The sequence below is a fragment of the Candidatus Bathyarchaeota archaeon genome, assembly GCA_026014585.1.
Classification (GTDB): domain Archaea; phylum Thermoproteota; class Bathyarchaeia; order Bathyarchaeales; family Bathycorpusculaceae; genus Bathycorpusculum.
Genome location: JAOZIA010000002.1, coordinates 176,301 through 194,841, shown reverse-complemented (window position 1 = coordinate 194,841; position 18,541 = coordinate 176,301). Strand labels below are relative to the sequence as shown.

Genomic DNA, 18,541 nt, shown 5'->3' with positions numbered 1-18,541 from the left:
TATAGTAACGTAACGTTTAACGTTAGGCTTCCAAGTTTATGCTGTGAAGTCAATGAGTAGAGCGGACGCGGGTAGAGTTGCAATTTTCGACGTTGAAGGAGTGCTGATTCCCAAAAACCGCTTCTTTTTTGAAGTAGCAAAAAGCAAAAGCGTCTGGACACTACTAAAAGTCTGCATTATCGGTTTTCTATACGGCGTAAGCCTGCTTAGACTGGAATTTTCTTTAAGGCAAATTTTCAAAAATTTAAAAGGCGCAAAAATCGCTACCATGGAACAAATTTTTCAAGATATTCCTGCAACGCCGTTACTGCGAAGTTTCATGGAAGAGCTGAAACTGCGTAAATTCCGGATTGTTTTGATTAGCTCGGGGGTGCCTACTTTTCTAGTTAGAAAATTAGCGGATAACATCGGCGCTGATGACGCTTTCGGAATTGACTTAGAAGTTAACGGTGACGCCATAACTGGCCAAATCAGCGGTGACGTAATTAAATCAAATGGAAAACTGGAAATCTGCCAAAAACTTCTAAACATCCAATCACTGCCACAAAATACTGCAGTTGTAATTACAGATGACCGAAATAACTCATGTCTTTTTCTGCCAAACGTCCAAAAAATCGCTTTCCACCCTGACTCTCTCTTAAGAATAAAAGCCGACAATGTTGTAACGGGCAAGCTTGCCTCACTTTTGCCAGTTATCGATGGGCAACGTGTTCGTTGGCGTTTTCCATCCGCAAACGAAATGATACGCGAAAACATTCACGCGGCAGGATTTTTTATTCCCGTCATCGTTGATTTAATCGGGTTATATGCAACTGTGGGTATGATTCTTGCGGTTTCTTTGGTGTATTTAATTTCGGAGCTTTCACGTTTAGGCAAACGGAATCTGCCTCTGATTTCCAGTATAACTCGTCATGCGGCTTCACAGATTGAACTTTACGGTTTTGTTGCTGCTCCACTCTACTTTGCAACGGGAATCTTGCTTACCCTGCTCTTGTTCCCCTCATACGCAAGCGGAGCTGCGATTGCAATATTTGCACTTGGCGATAGCACCGCATCAATTTTTGGGGGCATCTTTGGAAAACGTATACCGTATAACAAGGGTAAAACTTTAGCTGGCACCTTATCAGGGTTCTTTTTTGCTTTCTTAGCAGGAACCTTTTTTGTACCGCCGCTTTTCGCATTGGCTGGTGCAGCGTTTGCCATGGCAATTGAATCTTTACCGCTGCCCCTTAACGATAATATTGTGATTCCCGTTTCAACAGGGCTCTTTTTGACCTTACTACTCTAACTTGGCAAGGGCTTTTTCATAATTTTTAACCTTAAAGTTTTTGCCTTTAGCCATCACGTTGTGCCCTTCCTGCTCCAGCAACACCTTTTGCTTCTCTACGCCGCCCGGATACTTCTCGTTCACGACTCCGCCTGTTTTGAGGGTTCTCCAATACGGCGTAATATCCTCTTGCCCCAATTGACGCTGTTCTTCTGCAGCATGCGCGGAGACCCAACTGAAAATTCCTGTAGTTATCGGGCAGGCAATGGTGGCGCTGTGCTTTTGGGCGAGGGCTAGGCGGATTTCGTTTATGGTTGTTAGTTTGCCTTTAGGTACTTTTTTCATGAGTTGGTTTACTTCGGTTGGCGCAGGAATAACGATTGTTCCTGTTCCCCATTTAGATGCTAAACGGTCAGGAATTTGCTCCACTTTAGGCAAGCCATTTGCGTCATTGAGTTTTTCTTGCCAAGTCTTCTTCTTTTTCTTGGGCAAAAAATTCACCAATAAACTATTGTTTTCTGTAGCTTAGAAACTTTTCTTGTACTGTTTGGGGCGTCTGCTTTTTTTGAGTTGAAACTCATTTCCAGAATAGCTGTTTCTTTGCTTGTTTGAGAAATTTTGTGGTCTTTTTTGAGGCAGTTTTAAGCGTTTAGGGGACTATGCTTTTTCTGTAATTTTCGGTAATGCTTTTCAATGAGTGTTAAATTATTTCAGGTGAAGGAGCACTAAAAGTTGAACGAGGCAAAACCAATAATTCTTAAACTCGGCGGCTCAGCCATTACTGACAAAACTGCTGAAGCAAGCCCAAAAACACAAATCATAAACCGCCTAGCTGAAGAAATCAAACGGGCAGACCTAGACAACCTAATTATTGTTCACGGCGGCGGAAGTTTTGGTCACCCAACAGCAGCAAAATACAACATAAAAGAAGGCTACAAAGATGACCCAACACAAAAATTCGGTTTTGCTGAAACCCACCACATGATGACAGTTTTAAACGGGTTGGTTATGGATGCGTTGATTTGGCATGAAAGTCCTGCCGTAAGCATCGCGCCTTCATCTTGCATAGTTACAGAAGCGGGCAAAATCAAATGTTTCGATGAAACTGTGCTTAAAGCCATGTCCAAAATGGTTCTCACACCCGTTTTCTACGGTGATGCCGTGATGGATGAAAAACTGGGTTTCACAGTTCTCTCCGGAGATGCGCTTGTTGCGTATCTTGCTTTGAAGTATAAAGCCGAAAAAATCGTTGTAGGCGTTGACACTGATGGTCTCTTTGATGAAGACCCCAAAGTTAACCCCGACGCTAAACCCTACAAGAAACTTTCTTTGGCAGAGCTCAAGGCGATTCAGCCTAAACTGGGCAAAGCTCAAGGTCAAGACGTTACAGGTGGCATGGCAGGAAAAATCGCTGAGTTAATCCCCGCGATTGAGGCAGGTGTGCATGTTACTGTTACGGGTGCAACTAAGGGCTTGTCGATTTTCCGAGCCTTAACGGACCAAAGTGTTTTGGGTACTGAAATAGAGAAGTAGTAAAATGGTTGAATCAACTGAGAAACGCAAAGCGGACCACATAAAAATCTGCTTGGATGAAAAAGCCCAAGCTAAAAAAGCTACTTCAGGCTTTGAAGACATCCAGTTTGTGCATCGGGCGCTTCCTGAAATAGACAAAAAACAGGTTAACCTCCAAACTGCGTTTCTTGGAAAAAAATTTTCAGCCCCAATAATCGTGGGTGCAATGACAGGCGGAACAGCTCAGGCAACAGAAATTAATGCTTCAATCGCTCAGGCAGTTGAGCATCTGGGGTTAGGCATGGGTTTGGGAAGCCAACGTGCCGCCATCGAAGACGAAAAATTAATAGACACTTTTTCTGTTGCACGAAAAAAAGCACCCAACGCCTTTCTCATCGCCAACATCGGCGGCGTCCAACTCGTGCATGGATATGGCGTAAAAGAAGTTCGAAGAGTCGTTGAAATGATAGATGCAGACGCCGTGGCGATTCACCTAAACGCTTTGCAGGAGGCAATTCAACCTGAAGGGCAAACCAGCTTTAAGGGTGTTTTAGCCAAAATCGGTGAGGTTGCGGGTGAGCTTGATTTGCCTGTTATTGTTAAGGAGACAGGTGCGGGCATTTCAGCTGAAGACGCCAAAGCTTTAGAAGTTGCGGGTGTAGCTGCCATTGATGTTAATGGTGTAGGCGGAACCAGTTTTGCGGCGGTGGAGTATTACCGTTCCGAAGAAAAAGAGCGGGTTCAACGTTATCTTGGTGAAGCATTCTGGGACTGGGGCATCCCCACAGCAATAAGCCTCATCGAAATCGCCCAAACAGTAAAAATCCCAATAATCGCATCAGGCGGCATACGAAGCGGCACCGACATAGCCAAAGCCCTCGCGCTCAATGCTAACTTAGCAAGCATCTCCCAGCCAATCCTTAAAGCAGCAGTGTTGGGTGCAAAAGAAACCGAAGTCAAACTTTCCTGCCTGATTGAGGAGTTGCGTAATGCCCTGTTTTTGGTGGGTGCAGAAAAGCTGGATGATTTAGCAGAAACTCCGCTGGTTATCACGGGCAAGACGGGACAGTGGCTTTCCGCCAGAGGGTTTAATCTGCAAAAATACGCAAACCGAGGAGTACACTAAAATGGATATTGAACGTTTTCTTCTGGAAGTAGCGCCGCAAATTGACAAAGCAATCGAAAAATACATTCCCAGAAAATTTTCTAAAGACGCAGTTTTGTTCAAGGTTACTCCGCCAATGTACAGCTACAACCTTGAACCCCTAAACAAGGCAATTGCGGATCCAATCTGGGACATGCTTAATCGTGGCGGAAAACGCTGGCGACCTGCACTGTTTTTGCTGATTTGTGACGCGCTGGGCAAAAAAGATGATTACTGTGTTGACTTCGCCATCATCCCAGAGGTCATCCACAATGGAACTTTAGTTGTTGATGATATTGAGGATTCCTCAGAGATGCGCCGCGGTAAACCCTGTACCCACAAAATCTTCGACGTAGATGTCGCCATTAATGCAGGAAACGCAATGTACTACCTGCCACTGCTGCCCATCATGGCAAACCGCGACAAGCTCTCAGCTGAAATCCAGCGGGACTCCTACGAAGTTTATGTTCAGGAAATGCTGAACCTGAGCATGGGACAAGCCATGGATATTGCATGGCACAAAGGAGCCGCAAACGCTGATAACCTAACAGAGAAGGATTATTTGCAAATGTGTGCCTACAAAACAGGCACGCTGGCGCGGATGGCCGCCAAACTCGCAGCTGTTCTGTCAGGTGCTGAACCAGCGTTAGTTGAAAAACTGGGCAGGTTCGCCGAGAGCATTGGTGTGGCGTTTCAGATGCAAGATGACATTTTAGACTTATCCGGCACAGAGTTTGCCAAGAAAAAAGGCGGTGTCGGTGGCGACATCAGCGAAGGTAAACGTTCCTTGCTTGTTATTTACACGTTGCAGCAAGCCTCAACTGATGATAAGGAGAGGTTGCTGGAGATTTTGGGTATGCACACTTTTGACCAAGCCCTACGTGACGAAGCCATTTCGATAATTAAGAAGTGTGGCGCGTTTGAGTATGTCAAAGGGGTTGCGGAGCGGATGGTTTTGGATAGTTGGACTGAGGTGGATAAGCTTCTGCCTACGCCGCAGGCTAAGGAAAAATTAAAAGCGTTCGCTGAATTCTTGATTACGCGAAACATGTAGTTTCAGGACAATTCCATTGACACTTAATCAGGACCTTGAACTTAAAGAGTTAATTCGAAAAGCTGCCCTGCTAAACGCGGTTTCTCATGGTGGCAAAGCCCAAGCAGGCGCGCTGGTGGGCAAGATTTTAGGTGAAAAATCAGAGTTGCGTAGCCGCGTTAAGGAACTTTCCGCGGTTATCGTTGAGGTTGTTGCTGAGGTTAATGGGTTGCCTCTTTCTGAGCAGAAGGCAATTGTGGAGCAGAACTGGCCTGAAACCCAAAAGAAACCTGAAACTGAAGAAAAGAAACTGCCGCCTCTGCCCAATGCGGAAAAATACAAGACCATAACCACGCGTTTTTCGCCAAACCCTGACTGCGTATTACACTTAGGCTCAGCCCGCGCTATTGTGCTCAGCCACGAATATGCCCGCATGTACAATGGCAAATTCATTCTACGTTTTGAGGACACTGACCCTAAAACCAAAAAACCCAGACTCGAATACTACGACAACATCCGCAAAGACCTAAAAGGGCTCGGCTGCAAAGTTGATGAGGAATATATCCAAAGCGACCGCCTTGAAATCTACTACAAATACGTGGAACAGATGATTGGGGATGGCAACGCTTACGTGTGTGAGTGTGCCCCTGAAGATTTCCACAACAAAACCCTTGAAAAACAGCCTTGCCCCTGCCGCAACATAGCTCCCAATGAGCAGTTGGAGCGTTGGCATAAAATGCTTGGCGGCGGCTACAAGGAAGGCGAAGCGGTGGTTCGGGTTAAAACTGACATTGCGCATCCAAACCCTGCCGTGCGTGACTGGCCTGCCCTGCGAATCATTGACACCGTGAAGTATCCGCATCCACGCGTAGGCAGCAAATACATTCTCTGGCCCCTCTATAACTTAGCCGCGGGCGTAGATGACCACCTAATGGGCATGACCCACATAATCCGCGGAAAAGAACACTACACCAACATGGTACGCCAAAAATACATGTACCAACATTTTGGCTGGGAATACCCAGAAGCCATACATTACGGTAGACTAAAAATCACCGGTGCCGCGCTGTCAAAATCCAAAATTGTTGCGGGCATAAAAGAAGGTGACTTTGAGGACTTTGATGACCCACGTTTGGGCACGTTTGCTGCTCTTAAAAAACGTGGCATAACACCTGACGCTATTAAGAAAATGATAATTGATGTGGGCATTAAACCCAATGATGTTACGTTGAGCTGGGAGAACTTGTACGCTTATAACCGTAAAATCCTTGACGCGTCAAGCAACCGCTACTTCTTCGTAGCCCAACCCGTCACACTCCAAGTTACAGGATTGCCAAAAGTGTTCCACGCTAAGTTGCCATTGCATCCTGAGCATACAGAACGGGGCTTCCGTGAGTATCTTGTTAAGCCTGAAGGCACTGAGGCGGCGGTGGAGTTTTGGATTAGCCAAAAAGACGCACAAACAATGCAACCAAACCAGACCATGCGCTTGATGGAGCTGTTTAACATTCAAATCCAAACAGTAACCGACAAGGATGTTACCGCTGTCTACGCCAGCGAATCTTACGAGGAAGTGCGCAAACTCAAGGTTCAACTTATCCAGTGGATACCCAAAGGCAGTGAGTACCCCGCCGAAGTAATTCAGCAAGATGCCACAGCAATTGAGGGCTACGCGGAGTCTGCTTGCAAAAAGTTAAAGCCAGACGATATCATACAGTTTGAACGGTTCGGCTTCGTAAGAGTAAACGAGGTCGCCCAAAAATTAGTCGTTTACTACGCCCAAAAATAGGAGAAAAACATCATGCGCAAACTTGACCAAGCCATCATTTGGCCCGTATACTTTGACGTCAACAAAACCCGAAAAGAAGGACGCCGCGTACCCAAAAACATGGCAGTCTCTCTCCCAAAAATTTTAGAGCTTCAAGAAGCCGCAAACCGTTTGGGCTTAGGCTACGAGGTGGATTTGGAGGATCATTTTCCACAGCAACCATGGATTAAATCTGGTTCTATACGGGTGGATAAGAAAGAGCCCAAAGAAGTCATAATCCAAAAACTAGCAAAACAATTAATAAAAATTAAAAATGAAAATTAGGAAAAGCAAAAAAATTATGCTTTTTCTTTGATTAGAACAGCGTTGATTACGCCGTCATTGCCTGGTCTTGATGTGACCTTAGCTAAACCGAGGCTTGTCTCGATTTCTGCGCCCTTGGTGATTACGCCTCTTCGGTTGTAATCGACGTTGGCGATGTTTCGGACAACGCGGACGATTTCAGTTTTCTCAGTTGTGCCCGTTTTGGGGTCTGTGACTGAGGCAAACTTTTCTGTTAAAACTTTAACTTTTGTACTGCCGCCGCATCCTCTGCTGAACTTACGTTTTGGTTCGCCAAGAACTGTTTCAGCAGGGAATCCGCCTGCTTCATACTTTTTCTTTTCGCGGTAAGCGCGTTTTTTTCCGCCTGTGCTTTTTCTTTTACGCATTGAACCGTGCCAAACTGACATTTTACATTTCCCTTATTATGTTAAATTGCGAATCAGTAAAACCGACAATTTCAATATAAAGGTATCCATTAATACATTGTTGTTTTGTTTGCTGTTCTGTATTTTATTGGTTTTTTTAATAGGCACCTCATTCAGTTAGAATAAGTCGGCATGCTGAGACATAATATCACAGAATTGCAAGCAGGATACCACCGACATGGCCTGCAACACTCTGCTACGTTATGGCCCAGCATTTTTACCGGTGATTACTAAATACAAAAACATGCTTATTTCCATCTCGGTTGAGAAAAAAATCTCAAAATGTCTCAAAACTTGCAAAAATACGGTAATTTTATGCCTATTTTTCCTTTACCGTAAAGAAGGCAAAAATCAGTTACATTTTAGACATAAAGATGATTATTTGCTGTCAAAAAGACGCATCTTTAAAATTGGGAAACAAAGATTAAGCTTATTGATTTTGTCCCTCTTCTTTTATTGTATCGCCAAAAATCTTCTTCAACTCTCTTTTCATCAACGATGGATCCTGTGTTAAGCCAAAGTAGTCTGAGAAGTAACTGGTGGTTTTCAGCGCTAAGTTTCTGCCGTTTCGCTCAGACGCAATTAATCCCATGTCTTTGAGCATTTTTACGTGTCCGTATGTGTGTTGTCCTCGTACGTCTATGACGCGTTTTTGGGCAATAGGTTGACGAAACGCAATGTATGAGAGTGTTTTTAGGGGTCCAGAAGAGAGTAGTGGACGGTTTACCAGTTTTTTGATTAGTGGGGTGAATTCGGCTTTAACCTGTAAGACGTAGCGCTCATCGCGTAGCTCCAAAATCTCCAGCGCTGTACTTCTTGAGGTGTACTCTGCTTTGAGGGTGTCGCAGTATTTTTTGGCTTTCTTTTTTGAGCGGCTGCCCATTACTTGTGCTATCTCGTTTAGGTCAAGGGGGCGCCCTGCAACGTAGAGAGCTGCCTCTATTAGTGCAAGTTGATGTTTGCGTTTTTCTTCTTCAACTACCGCTTCGTCTTCTTTTTTGGTTTCAACTGTTTGATTTTTGGGCTTTTCCAACGCTTACTTTCCCCACTGCAATGTAGAGTTCTTCTGTTTCCTCATTTTGCCATAGGCTAACTAAACCGTCCTGCGCAAGGAACAAGAGGTAAATGAATGTTCTTAAAGCTTCAATTCTTGTCATGCCCTTAGTTAAAGTTGTGAAATCAATAATGCCTTGACCATGCACCTTCTCTTTAAGCAATTCATAGAGCTGGTCAACTTGCAGCTCCAACTCAGCTATGAAGCGGTCAAACTGCGGCAACAAATCCGTCACTGCAGGCAAAACCGGTTGCTGAACAACCACACGGTCCATGTTTAGTCCTTTCTCGCCTTTTAACACGTCATCAAGTACCTCAAGTAGGTGCTGAATTGTGGTTGAGGTTAATTCATGACGCAGGGGCAGAAATAGAGGTGGCGGAACGAAGTCGTGTGGTATCTTTGGCGGTGGCGCTGGAGGCTCTTGGAGTGTGAGTAGCAGTTTTGATTTCATCAAGTAAATTAAAGCTGAACTGTCCAGTGCTACTCCTGAAGCGCGAAAGTCAACATTGCCCTGTTGTTCCATCTGGCTGAGAAACGACCGCAACAGATACGCAATGTTTACGTTCCATGGAGTGAGTTTATCGATTCTGCTAAGTTCAAAAAGAATGTTTAGCGGGGGTCTAAGATAGAACGGTCGCCTGACGGGTGCTTGGTGGTGTTCGGTCAATGTTTAGCCTCCTCCGATGGAAACTTGGCTGTTACCACATTTGAGACTCCATTGCGTTCATAGACGCCGTAAACCTTCTGTGCCTTGTTAACCATTTCAGGGCGCAGTGATATGACTACAAACTGGATTTTTCCTGCTTCCTCACGCAACACCTCAGCGAGTTTGGTTGTGTGAAAAGCGTCTAAGTGCGCGTCAACCTCGTCAAAAATGTAAAATGATGCTGGCGTGAAACCTTTGAGCGCAAAAATGAAGCTGACTGCTGAAACACTGCGTTCGCCACCGCTAGCCCCGCTTACGGTGATTTGGGGTTTGTTGGGGAACTGCACTATCATGTCGATGCCGCCTTCAAATGGGTCATCGGGGTTTTCCAGTTTTAGTGTTGCATTGCCGCCGCCGGATATCTTTTCAAAGTAATAGTTGAGTTCTGTGTTAATTTTTTCAAAGGCTGTCATGAACACATTGCGTTTCTTTGCTTCAATTTGGTCCATGAACTGCACAATAGCCTGTTTCTCACGTTCCAACTCGTTTAGACGCACGGATAATTCGCGATATCTTGCAATCTGTTCATCATAATGCGCTGCTGCAAGTTGATTAATCGCTCCTATTCTTTCAAGCTCATACTGCATCATGCGAATTGTAGTTTCGGCTTCTTCAACTAATCGCTGATCCACATGCACAGGCTGCTCATAACCCAACGCAGAGAGCTGATTTTGGAACTGTTGCATGCGCAACTCACTGGTTTGCAAGCTAATCTGAAGCTGATTAAGAAGCCTGTCCGCCTGCTCATATTCCGCATCAAAAACCCGCAGTTCCGCGTCTATAACATCAATTTGGCTGGTGAACTTTTTAGATTCTTCCCTTGCCGACAAAACAGCTTGTGATAGCTCCACGCGGGTCTTTTCTAGTTCTTCCAGTTCCTGCTTCACTTGGTCATGTTCCACTGTGGCGTCTGCGATGTCTTTTTCAGTTTTCTTTTGTTGCTGCTCAATCTTGGTAAGCTGGATTTTTGTGTTCTTATATCCTGGTCGTAGCACGCGGTCAAACTGGGATTGTCGCGTGTTGATTTCGGTTTGGTTTGTTCCAAGTTGCTGGCGTAGATTGTTTATTTCTTCGCCGATTTTTTCGCGTTGAACCTCAAGTTCCTGAATGTGTCCTACGTCAGTTTTTAGTTTAAGAGCGGCTATTTCGGCTTGGATTTTTTTGAGGCTGTTTTTTATTTTGTTGCGTTCGTTGAGGTACATGTGCATGCGGCCTTTAAGCGCTGCACCTTCACGCTCCAGTTTGCCGCCCAGTTTTTCGGTGTGTCTGACGTTAAGTTGGGTTCTTTTTACGCCGCGTTTGATTCGGATTATTTCTCTATCTAGTGTGGCTATGTTTTCTGATAAGCGGGTGATTTCGATTTTGGTGTGCTCGATTTCTTCCTCGATGGTTTTGATGTCTGTTCCGCGCTGGGTTAGGTGTGTTTGGAGTGCTTTGACTGCTTCATCGAGGCTTTTTATGGCGTTTTCGCTTGGGATAATATTTGAGAAGTCGATGGGTGCACGGTAATAGCCGCTTTCAAAAGCACCTGGCTCGTAGAGGTCACCGTTTACGGTTACTGCTCGGTAACCTTGGTTTGATAATGCAAACGCTGCCTTATCAGTTGCTGCAACAATTGTGTCGCCTAAAACGTAGTTGACTGCTAACTCGTAGTCTTTCTCGTACTTCACAAATTGGCTAAGTGCGCCGACTGCGCCTTCACGTTTGGGTGTTTCTTTGGTTTTGGGGTTTATTGCGCCTTGTAGAGGAATGATTTTTACTCTGCCCAGCTTCATACGCTTAAGAGTTTCCGCACAAGTAAACGCGACATCAATATCCTTCACAATTAAAGCGTCAAGCCAACCCACAGCCGCAGCGTTAATTGCCTTTTTGTAGTTTTTGTCAATCTTTATCAGGCTGCGCAGTCTACCATAAACGCCGTTAATTGCGCCTACATCGCCCATTTCCTCAATCTGCCGCAGTGCTTTTTCTTCCGCTGCAATTGTTGACGCTAAATCTTTTTGGGTGGCAAACTCAATTACGGCTTCTTTTGCTGAGCCAGCGATGCGGTTTGCTTCGGTGATTTCTTTTTCTACGGCTTCTTTTTGAGCTATTTTGCGTTCAATGGTGGCTTCAAGGTTTTTGTATTGTTGTTTTTGGTCTTTTTGTACCTGTTCCAGTTCGGAGAGGGCTTTTTCGATTTCAGCAAGGCTGGCTACGAATTTTTCTTTGCGTACGTTTAGGTTTTTGAGTCTACCATTGCTAATACGTAGCGCTGCTTTGTCTTTGCTGTATTCAGAACGCAAATAAACTATTCTTTTTAGTCCGCTGTCCATGTCTGTTTCTAAACTGCGGATTTGCTGGTTGTTATCCCCCAAGCCTTCCCAAAGCGCCGCGGTTTCCTTTGCTAACGCTTCGTGCTCCTCACTTTTCTCAGATATTTGTTTTTTGATTTTTTCATATTCACTTCTATAAGTGCGGATTTTGAGGCGGTTATCTTGGATTTCCTGTCTTAACATTTCATGCTGGCTTATGTTGTTTTCTTTGACGCGTTTTAGGCTTTCAAAACTGGCTTGTCCTGAATTGATTTTTGTGGTTAACTCGGTTAATCTGGATTTTAATTCGCCGATTTTTATTTGGACCTTTAGGATTTCTGAGCCGCCTGCTTCAAGGTTTTCGCCGCTGAGTTTTCTCCATTCGCCCTCAATTTCGTGGCGTTTTGTACGGCGTAGTTCTCTTTGTTCGCGCAGTTTTTCAACGCGGGCTTTGACTTTTTCTGTTTGCTCAGTGTTATCCTTGATTTTACTGTTGAGCTGGTTTATGTCATTTGAAATTTTGATTGCTTGGAACTTTTTTGTTTCGTTCTGGATAAAGCTGTACCGCAGGAGTTGGTTGCGTTCGCGTTCCAAGTCGTCGAGGCGTTTTTGTACCTCGTCAATTCTGCCCATGGCAGTGCGAATTGAGATATCTGCTGTGCGCAGTTTTTCTTCTGCCTCAGCTTTTTCTGCATCATATTGTCCGATGCCGACGAGGTCTTCGATGATTTTTCTTCTTTCCGCGGGGTTAATGTCTGTTAATCGTGTGATTGTGCCCTGTGGGATGATGTTTTGGCTCATGCTGCTGATGGCTGCCATTGAGAGGGTTTCAATGATTTGGGTGCGGCTCATTCTTCTGCCGTTGAGACGATAAACGCTTTGTCCGTTACGAAAGACTTCACGGGACACTGTCACGGTGGTTGTGTCGATGGGCATTACGCCGTCGGAATTGTCAAATTGGAGTACGACTTTTGCCATTTTGGCTTTATCTTGCCCTGCGGTTGAGGACCCGTGAAAAATCAGTTTGGAGGCGTTTTCAGCTCGCATGCGTCTGGTGCTAAGTTCGCCCAGCGAAAAAAGTACAGCGTCCATGATGTTGGTTTTGCCGCTTCCGTTCGGGCCAGTAATTGCGGTGAAGCCTTTGTCGAGATTTACCTTTACTGTTTGTGGCCCAAAAGACTTAAAGCCTTTCACTTCGATTTTTTTTATATAGGGCACTTAGTCTTAACCTCTCATCCGAAAGCATGAACTTTGTTTTAATCATCACGTATGCAACCATATAAAAGCTTATACCATACCTTCAAGGTTTGCACGAATATGAGATATTTTGCTGAATCCCTCTGTTTTGATGGGAAATATTTTCGGTTGGGTCTGGCTTGTATAGTGTTTGCTGTTTGTTAAGGTGACTGTTTAGGGGTGATAACTGATTTATTTATGGCGAAAAATCTTTAAAAATCTCCTCTAAAAACGGTTTTTTTGAGCGAATACTTAAAAGCCCCCAAAACCAAGATTAATCTAACAACAAGTTTTGAGAATATCAAGGTGAATTTGATGAGTTTCGGAACTGCAATGAAAAACCTTGGGACAATCCCTGAAGTCTTGACGCTGGCACTGCTGGTTTCTTCAATCTTTGCCTTGTTCTACTTAGACATGAGCATGGAATATAGAATCGGCGTTACAGCACTGGTTTTTGCTGTTGCAATACTTTCAAGCATAACAACTCAAATATTAAGAGTGCTAAAAGAAATAAAAAAAGGCAAAAACCCCCAATAACCCCGAATTTATGAAAGACATTCATTAAGAAATTCGCTAGCCCTATTCCTTGTTCTTACTTACCCATTCAGCCAACGTTACCCTATTGGTGTTATCTTGTTTTTCAACCATCACAATGTCCCTGTTTGCCAACCGAGCAACCACACGGTGAGTTTTAACTCTTGACAGTTTAGTTTTCCAACCGATTTCTTTTTGCAACAAACTACCCCTATCTGAGTCGACAAGAGCTTGAACCACTTTACGTTCGTCCTCATTTAGCACTTTTAGGATAGCCTCCAAAGTTTGTTTATTTTCAACTTGAGGCTGGGCTGGCTGTGTTGTGGTTGATTTTTTGATTTCTGGGAAAGCAACTGCGTAAATGGCGATTGCTACCGATATTGCCAAAGGAACCGCGAAAAGCAGTAACTCTAAAGTGCGCACGGTTTGTGCATTTTGACCCATGTGTCCATGGTTATTGCTAAATTCGTTGGTTGAAAACAAAAACAAGCCAGTAACGCTTACAGCAATTAACAAGAGAACAATAACTAAGAGGTTTTTTTGCATGTTTCAACGCTGAAAAATATTGTTTCATTGGCGCTTATAAGTTGTTTCACTTTTTGAAACAACCTGTTTCAGCCAACATCTAAACCAGCCCTTCCCAATAAGAAACTTGAAAGTTGGGAGGTGAAAAGGAATGAACAAAAACGCAATACTGTTGGTTAGTGTGGTGTTAGGAATAGTTCTTCTTGTACCTTTAGCCGCTGCTGCACCTTCATTAATGCAAAACCAAACTGGCGATACACTTCAAACCCAAGACCAATTGCAAACCCTCGACTGCGACGGGACAGGAGCACAAACTGGAACCTGCCAGCAAAACCAGACCCAGCAATGTCAGCAAACAAGAAACTGCACAAACACCTGTGCTTGCAGCGGAAACTGCAATGGAACACAAACTCAAGCGCAGACCTGCCTACAACAAAGCACTCAAGCATGCAACACAAACACGTATCAACATGGCAACCAAAACCAGTGCCAGAATCAACAAAAAAGTAATGCACCCTAAACACCTTTCTTTCTGCACCTTTTTTCTAAAAACCAAAAACTAACGAAACATTAATTTTCACACAACAATAAACATACCACGGTCAAATGTAATGAATATTCAAGTCCTGTTTTTTACAACCCTGCGAGAAATCGTTAACAAAAAAGAGGACACCCTGCAATTCACAGGCGATACAGTCACAGTTGCCAATGTTTTGGGGGTTCTCTCCGAAAAATACGGGGCAAACTTTAGAGATTACGTTTTTGACAAAACAGGTAAGCCACGGAGATTTTTGCAGTTCTTAATTAACGGAAATAACACAGCCACAAAGGATGGCTTAGAAACCCTGCTCCATGATTGTGATGTGTTGGCGATTTTGCCTCCGGTTGGCGGTGGCTAAAAATGGGCAAGCAGTCCCTCAAAAAACGCTTTAGTTTTGGCGATTTCTGCCATGCTGGTTTTGTGGTCAAGTTCCAGCGTTATTGGTCCAGTGTAACCAAAATCATGTAACCGCGTCAGGAACCATGTGAGGTCAGGGTTTTCTGCTGTGAAGGGTTTGTGGGCTTTGTTTGCCATGTGCACGTTGCAGATGCGTTTTCCATACTTTTCAACCAGATTTTTTAGCTCTTTAGTTTCCAATGCGTGACAAACATCAAAAGTTATTCCCATGTCCCCATCATCAATTATGCCCAGTACCTCTTCAAGCTGCTCCACGTTTTTACCAAAACCCGTGGACACGTAAGAGAGGTTTTCCAGCGCCAACTTGATGCCGAACTGCTTGGCGAAGGGTTTGATTTCCCCAAAAATTCCCTCTAAGCACTTCTGTCTGACCTGTTTGGGCAAGTGCTTATCAATGTTTGAATGTACCGTCATGATTGGAGCATTTAGGGCGTGGGCGCATTCCAGCGAGATTTTTCCATAATAAACCGCACGATGCACCTCAACGGGGTCTTTTACATGAAGTGTGGCTGAATGTAGCGTTAAACAGTTGAGGTGGGTTTGTGCGAGGAGTTTTTGTTCTCGGTACACGTCGGTGTCGTTTTCTTTTTTGACGCTTTTCATGTTGAACTCGATGTTTTCAAAACCCAACTGCTTCACGGCAGCAAAATTTTCTTCTAAGCTGAGGCGGCTAAAGATTCCGTTTGACAGGCTAAGTTTCATAGGGGTTCCCTGGATGTTTTTGTGGTTTGTGGCATAAATGGGTGTCGCGTATCAGTAATCAAGGAAATGGAGCGTTAAACAATTGTTCTAAAGAAACCTAACATGCTCTTGTTCTATTTTCGATTTAGTGTCTTTGGTTGTTGTGCTAGAAAGTTGTGAAAAAACCCTAATTTTATGAGTTTATGGTTTTGAATTAACGACATTTGTCGAACCTCAACGTTTAAACAATTCCTCAGATAGGTAAGATAAATGCTGGTTTATGACTGGAGGTGAATGAGAATGATATTTGAAGAAGAAGATGAATGGGAAGAAGGCGACGACGAAGAATGGGAAGAAGAAGAATGGTAACCTAAGCCGTAACAACAAAATTTTTATTCTTTATTTTAGAACTTTCGAATAACGCACTTTTAAACCCCAAATTTAATAACCATCCACTCTGATTTCATAACACGACGCATCCATGACCCGAATTGCCGTATTAAACGAAAACAAATGCAAAGTAAAAAAATGCAACCAGCTCTGCGTAAACTTTTGCCCAATGGTAAGAAGCCGCGTAGAAGCCATACGAATCGAAGGCAACAAAGCCATTATCAGCGAAACCCTCTGCAGCGGTTGCGGCATCTGCGTCAAAAAATGCCCCTTCAAAGCCATCAACATCGTGAATTTGCCCGATGAACTGGAAAAAGACTGTAGCCACCGTTTTGGAGAAAACAGCTTCAAACTGTACCGCTTACCTACGCCAACCGCGGGGCTTGTGCTGGGTCTTCTGGGACAAAACGGCATCGGAAAAAGCACCACACTAAAAGTTTTCAGCGGAGAAATCAAACCCAACCTTGGCAAATTCGATGAGCCACCAGACTGGCCAGAAATCACCACATTTTACCGAGGCAGCAGCCTACAAGAATACTTCCAAAAAATCAGCCAAAAAAACCTCAAAGTCAGCCACAAACCACAATACGTCGACAAAATCCCCAAAGCAATCACAGGCAAAGTCAGCGATTTGCTAGGGCGAGTTGACGAACGTGGCCAGTTAAAGGCAATTGTTAAAGCTCTTGAACTTGAGAAAGTTTGGGACCGCAACCTAGACATTCTTAGCGGCGGCGAATTGCAACGGGTGGCAGTGGCGGCGGCGCTTAGCCGAGATGCCGACGTTTACCTCTTCGACGAACCCTCAAGCTACTTGGACGTGAATCAGCGATTACAAGTCGCAAAGGCAATCCGCAGTCTCAAGGAACTAAACAAAACCATAATCGTCGCCGAGCACGACCTCGCAATCATCGATTACCTCAGCGACCAGATTTGCGTGTTTTACGGGGAGCCCGGAGTTTATGGTGTCGTATCTCATGTGCATGGTGTCCGAACAGGCATCAACATTTACCTACAAGGCTACATCCCCGACGAGAACATCATGTTCCGAAAAGAAAGCATCGTTTTCCACGAAAAACCCCCAAGTGCTGGTCAAAACATTGGGCAAACCCTTCTAAATTGGGGAAGCATGGAGAAAACCTTCCAAGGCTTCAAACTCAACATTGAACCCGGAGAAATCAAACAAGGCGAAATCGTTGGAATCCTTGGACCAAACGGCATCGGCAAAACCACCTTTGTCAAAATCCTCGCGGGCGTTGAGGAAACCGATGACAAAACCAAATTTGGCGAATTAACCGTTAGCTACAAGCCACAGTACATCGCCCCTGATTACCCCGGTACTGTGCAGGACCTTTTGATGAGTGTGGCTAAGGAAAACTTTGTTTCAAGCTGGTACAAAACCGAAATTGCCCAGCCCCTACGGTTGCAGGCTTTGATGGACCGCAACATCATGGAACTCAGCGGTGGAGAACTCCAAAAAGTCGCCATAGCCGCGTGCCTGAGCCGCAAATGTGACCTGTTCTTGCTTGACGAGCCCAGCGCTTATCTTGATGTGGATGAGCGTTTGAACATGGCAAAAACTCTGCGGCGTGTTGTGGAAGCGCATGGTACTCCCGCGTTTGTGGTTGAACACGATGTGGTCACTCAGGACTTTATCGCAGACAGACTCATGGTTTTCAACGGGGAACCCGGCATCAGCGGTACTGCTCATCCACCCATGAGCCTCAGAGAGGGCATGAACAGTTTCCTCAAAGAAATGGACATCACCTTCCGCCGTGACTCAACAACGTTCCGACCCCGCGTGAACAAGGAAGGCAGCCAAATGGACGTGTTCCAAAAAGGCATCGGGGAGTACTACTACACCAAAATTGAAAAAGACAAGGACGAAAAAGAAGACAAAACCAAAACCGCAGCTAAACCCAAAAAATAATTCCCTATTTTGGTATCACAAATTTTTTATTGAGAACGTTATCAATAAATGGGTGCTGACAAGAAATGGCTGACTCCCTAACTATAGCGTTAAACGTTTTAACCCTACTTGGAACAGCCTCATTCATGATAGTCATAGCGTATATGGCCTCAAACTTTCTACATAGACCAAAAATCGCCAAATACAAGCACCTAACACCTGTAGTGCTTGGCTTAACCCTTGGTTTGCTTGCCATTTATGGCACCTTAACAGGCATTAAACTGGAAAACGGAACCATCATCAACGTGCGTGAACTTGCCGCAATGATTGCAGGTGTAACAGGCGGACCAATAGGCGGCGTCATCGCAGGACTAATCGGAGGCATACACCGCTACACCGTCGGAGGAGCAACCGCGCTACCCTGCACAATCAGCACAATTGGCATCGGGCTGGTTTCAGGATTGGTTTCCTTGAAAATGTTTGGAAAACTATACCTGCTCAAAGGTGCAGTTTTGGGTATTGCTTGTGAAGCTGCTGCGATGGGCTTGATTTTGGTGTTGGTATCCCCGTTTGATACGGCGTTAATGATTGTAGAATGGATAACAATTCCCATGATTGCGGCAAACGCTCTTGGGTTGATGTTGTGGCTGTACGTGTTTAACAACTGGAAAAAAACCTAAAAACAATTTGCTTTTTGAGTGGGCAATTATTTTTCCAGTTATCTTTTTGGCAAACCCACTAATGGTTTTCTAAAGCATAGAGTCAATTTGTTTTTAGATTTTGA

18 protein-coding genes are annotated in these 18,541 nt (G+C 44.5%); 11 read left to right on the top strand and 7 right to left on the bottom strand.

What is annotated here, in order from left to right; genetic code table 11:
* Nucleotides 1-52 precede the first annotated feature (52 nt).
* Entirely contained in the window at nucleotides 53-1,288 is a 1,236-nt protein-coding gene (locus NWF01_01195) for a haloacid dehalogenase-like hydrolase (protein ID MCW4023636.1), read from the top strand.
* On the opposite strand, the gene NWF01_01190 is transcribed toward NWF01_01195, so the two are convergent.
* Nucleotides 1,280-1,759 carry an MGMT family protein gene (locus NWF01_01190; protein ID MCW4023635.1) on the bottom strand — a complete coding sequence of 160 codons (480 nt, stop codon included), beginning with the start codon at nucleotides 1,757-1,759 and terminating at the stop codon, nucleotides 1,280-1,282. The two genes, NWF01_01195 and NWF01_01190, sit on opposite strands and share 9 nt — an antisense overlap.
* Before the next feature lie 240 nt (nucleotides 1,760-1,999).
* Between NWF01_01190 and NWF01_01185 the strand changes: the two genes are divergently transcribed.
* Genes NWF01_01185 through NWF01_01165 form a run of 5 tightly spaced genes read left to right on the top strand, consistent with a single transcriptional unit; the run spans nucleotide 2,000 to nucleotide 7,048 of the window.
* A complete protein-coding gene (locus NWF01_01185; GenBank protein MCW4023634.1) occupies nucleotides 2,000-2,800 on the top strand; it encodes an isopentenyl phosphate kinase in 801 nt (266 codons plus the stop codon).
* A gap of 4 nt (nucleotides 2,801-2,804) precedes the next feature.
* Nucleotides 2,805-3,905, top strand: a complete 1,101-nt coding sequence (gene fni / locus NWF01_01180) for a type 2 isopentenyl-diphosphate Delta-isomerase (protein MCW4023633.1) — start codon at nucleotides 2,805-2,807, stop codon at nucleotides 3,903-3,905.
* Nucleotide 3,906: 1 nt separating this feature from the next.
* Nucleotides 3,907-4,977, top strand: a complete 1,071-nt coding sequence (locus NWF01_01175) for a polyprenyl synthetase family protein (protein MCW4023632.1) — start codon at nucleotides 3,907-3,909, stop codon at nucleotides 4,975-4,977.
* Between the two features lie 16 nt (nucleotides 4,978-4,993).
* Nucleotides 4,994-6,745, top strand: a complete 1,752-nt coding sequence (locus tag NWF01_01170) for a glutamate--tRNA ligase (GenBank protein MCW4023631.1) — start codon at nucleotides 4,994-4,996, stop codon at nucleotides 6,743-6,745.
* 12 nt (nucleotides 6,746-6,757) lie between these two features.
* The gene (locus NWF01_01165) at nucleotides 6,758-7,048 is read left to right on the top strand and encodes a signal recognition particle protein Srp19 (protein MCW4023630.1); all 291 of its coding nucleotides are present in this window, start codon (nucleotides 6,758-6,760) and stop codon (nucleotides 7,046-7,048) included.
* 14 nt (nucleotides 7,049-7,062) lie between these two features.
* Here NWF01_01165 and NWF01_01160 read toward each other — a convergent pair whose 3' ends face one another.
* The 4 genes from NWF01_01160 to smc form a co-directional block, all read right to left on the bottom strand.
* Entirely contained in the window at nucleotides 7,063-7,455 is a 393-nt protein-coding gene (locus NWF01_01160; GenBank protein MCW4023629.1) for a 30S ribosomal protein S8e, read from the bottom strand.
* Nucleotides 7,456-7,903: 448 nt separating this feature from the next.
* Nucleotides 7,904-8,506 carry an SMC-Scp complex subunit ScpB gene (scpB, locus tag NWF01_01155; GenBank protein MCW4023628.1) on the bottom strand — a complete coding sequence of 201 codons (603 nt, stop codon included), beginning with the start codon at nucleotides 8,504-8,506 and terminating at the stop codon, nucleotides 7,904-7,906.
* Complete coding sequence (locus NWF01_01150; protein MCW4023627.1) at nucleotides 8,478-9,194, bottom strand: hypothetical protein; 717 nt, start codon at nucleotides 9,192-9,194, stop codon at nucleotides 8,478-8,480. The genes scpB and NWF01_01150 overlap by 29 nt, the downstream gene beginning before the upstream one ends.
* Nucleotides 9,191-12,745, bottom strand: coding sequence for a chromosome segregation protein SMC (gene smc / locus NWF01_01145; GenBank protein ID MCW4023626.1), 3,555 nt, complete (start codon nucleotides 12,743-12,745; stop codon nucleotides 9,191-9,193). Before smc ends, NWF01_01150 begins: the two co-directional genes overlap by 4 nt.
* A gap of 333 nt (nucleotides 12,746-13,078) precedes the next feature.
* Between smc and NWF01_01140 the strand changes: the two genes are divergently transcribed.
* A complete protein-coding gene (locus tag NWF01_01140; protein ID MCW4023625.1) occupies nucleotides 13,079-13,300 on the top strand; it encodes a hypothetical protein in 222 nt (73 codons plus the stop codon).
* A 42-nt stretch (nucleotides 13,301-13,342) separates the two neighbouring features.
* Here NWF01_01140 and NWF01_01135 read toward each other — a convergent pair whose 3' ends face one another.
* Complete coding sequence (locus NWF01_01135) at nucleotides 13,343-13,843, bottom strand: hypothetical protein (GenBank protein ID MCW4023624.1); 501 nt, start codon at nucleotides 13,841-13,843, stop codon at nucleotides 13,343-13,345.
* Nucleotides 13,844-13,973: 130 nt separating this feature from the next.
* Here NWF01_01135 and NWF01_01130 point away from each other — a divergent pair, with 130 nt between their 5' ends.
* Both NWF01_01130 and NWF01_01125 read left to right on the top strand, forming a co-directional pair.
* Nucleotides 13,974-14,342 (top strand): hypothetical protein, encoded by a 369-nt coding sequence (locus tag NWF01_01130; protein ID MCW4023623.1) that lies wholly within the window; start codon nucleotides 13,974-13,976, stop codon nucleotides 14,340-14,342.
* Between the two features lie 91 nt (nucleotides 14,343-14,433).
* The gene (locus NWF01_01125; GenBank protein MCW4023622.1) at nucleotides 14,434-14,721 is read left to right on the top strand and encodes a MoaD family protein; all 288 of its coding nucleotides are present in this window, start codon (nucleotides 14,434-14,436) and stop codon (nucleotides 14,719-14,721) included.
* Here NWF01_01125 and NWF01_01120 read toward each other — a convergent pair.
* Nucleotides 14,718-15,482, bottom strand: a complete 765-nt coding sequence (locus tag NWF01_01120) for a sugar phosphate isomerase/epimerase (GenBank protein ID MCW4023621.1) — start codon at nucleotides 15,480-15,482, stop codon at nucleotides 14,718-14,720. The genes NWF01_01125 and NWF01_01120 overlap by 4 nt on opposite strands.
* A gap of 460 nt (nucleotides 15,483-15,942) precedes the next feature.
* On the opposite strand from NWF01_01120, the gene NWF01_01115 reads away from it, so the two are divergent.
* Nucleotides 15,943-17,778 carry a ribosome biogenesis/translation initiation ATPase RLI gene (locus NWF01_01115; GenBank protein MCW4023620.1) on the top strand — a complete coding sequence of 612 codons (1,836 nt, stop codon included), beginning with the start codon at nucleotides 15,943-15,945 and terminating at the stop codon, nucleotides 17,776-17,778.
* Between the two features lie 65 nt (nucleotides 17,779-17,843).
* Nucleotides 17,844-18,437 carry a hypothetical protein gene (locus NWF01_01110; GenBank protein MCW4023619.1) on the top strand — a complete coding sequence of 198 codons (594 nt, stop codon included), beginning with the start codon at nucleotides 17,844-17,846 and terminating at the stop codon, nucleotides 18,435-18,437.
* Nucleotides 18,438-18,541: the final 104 nt, after the last annotated feature.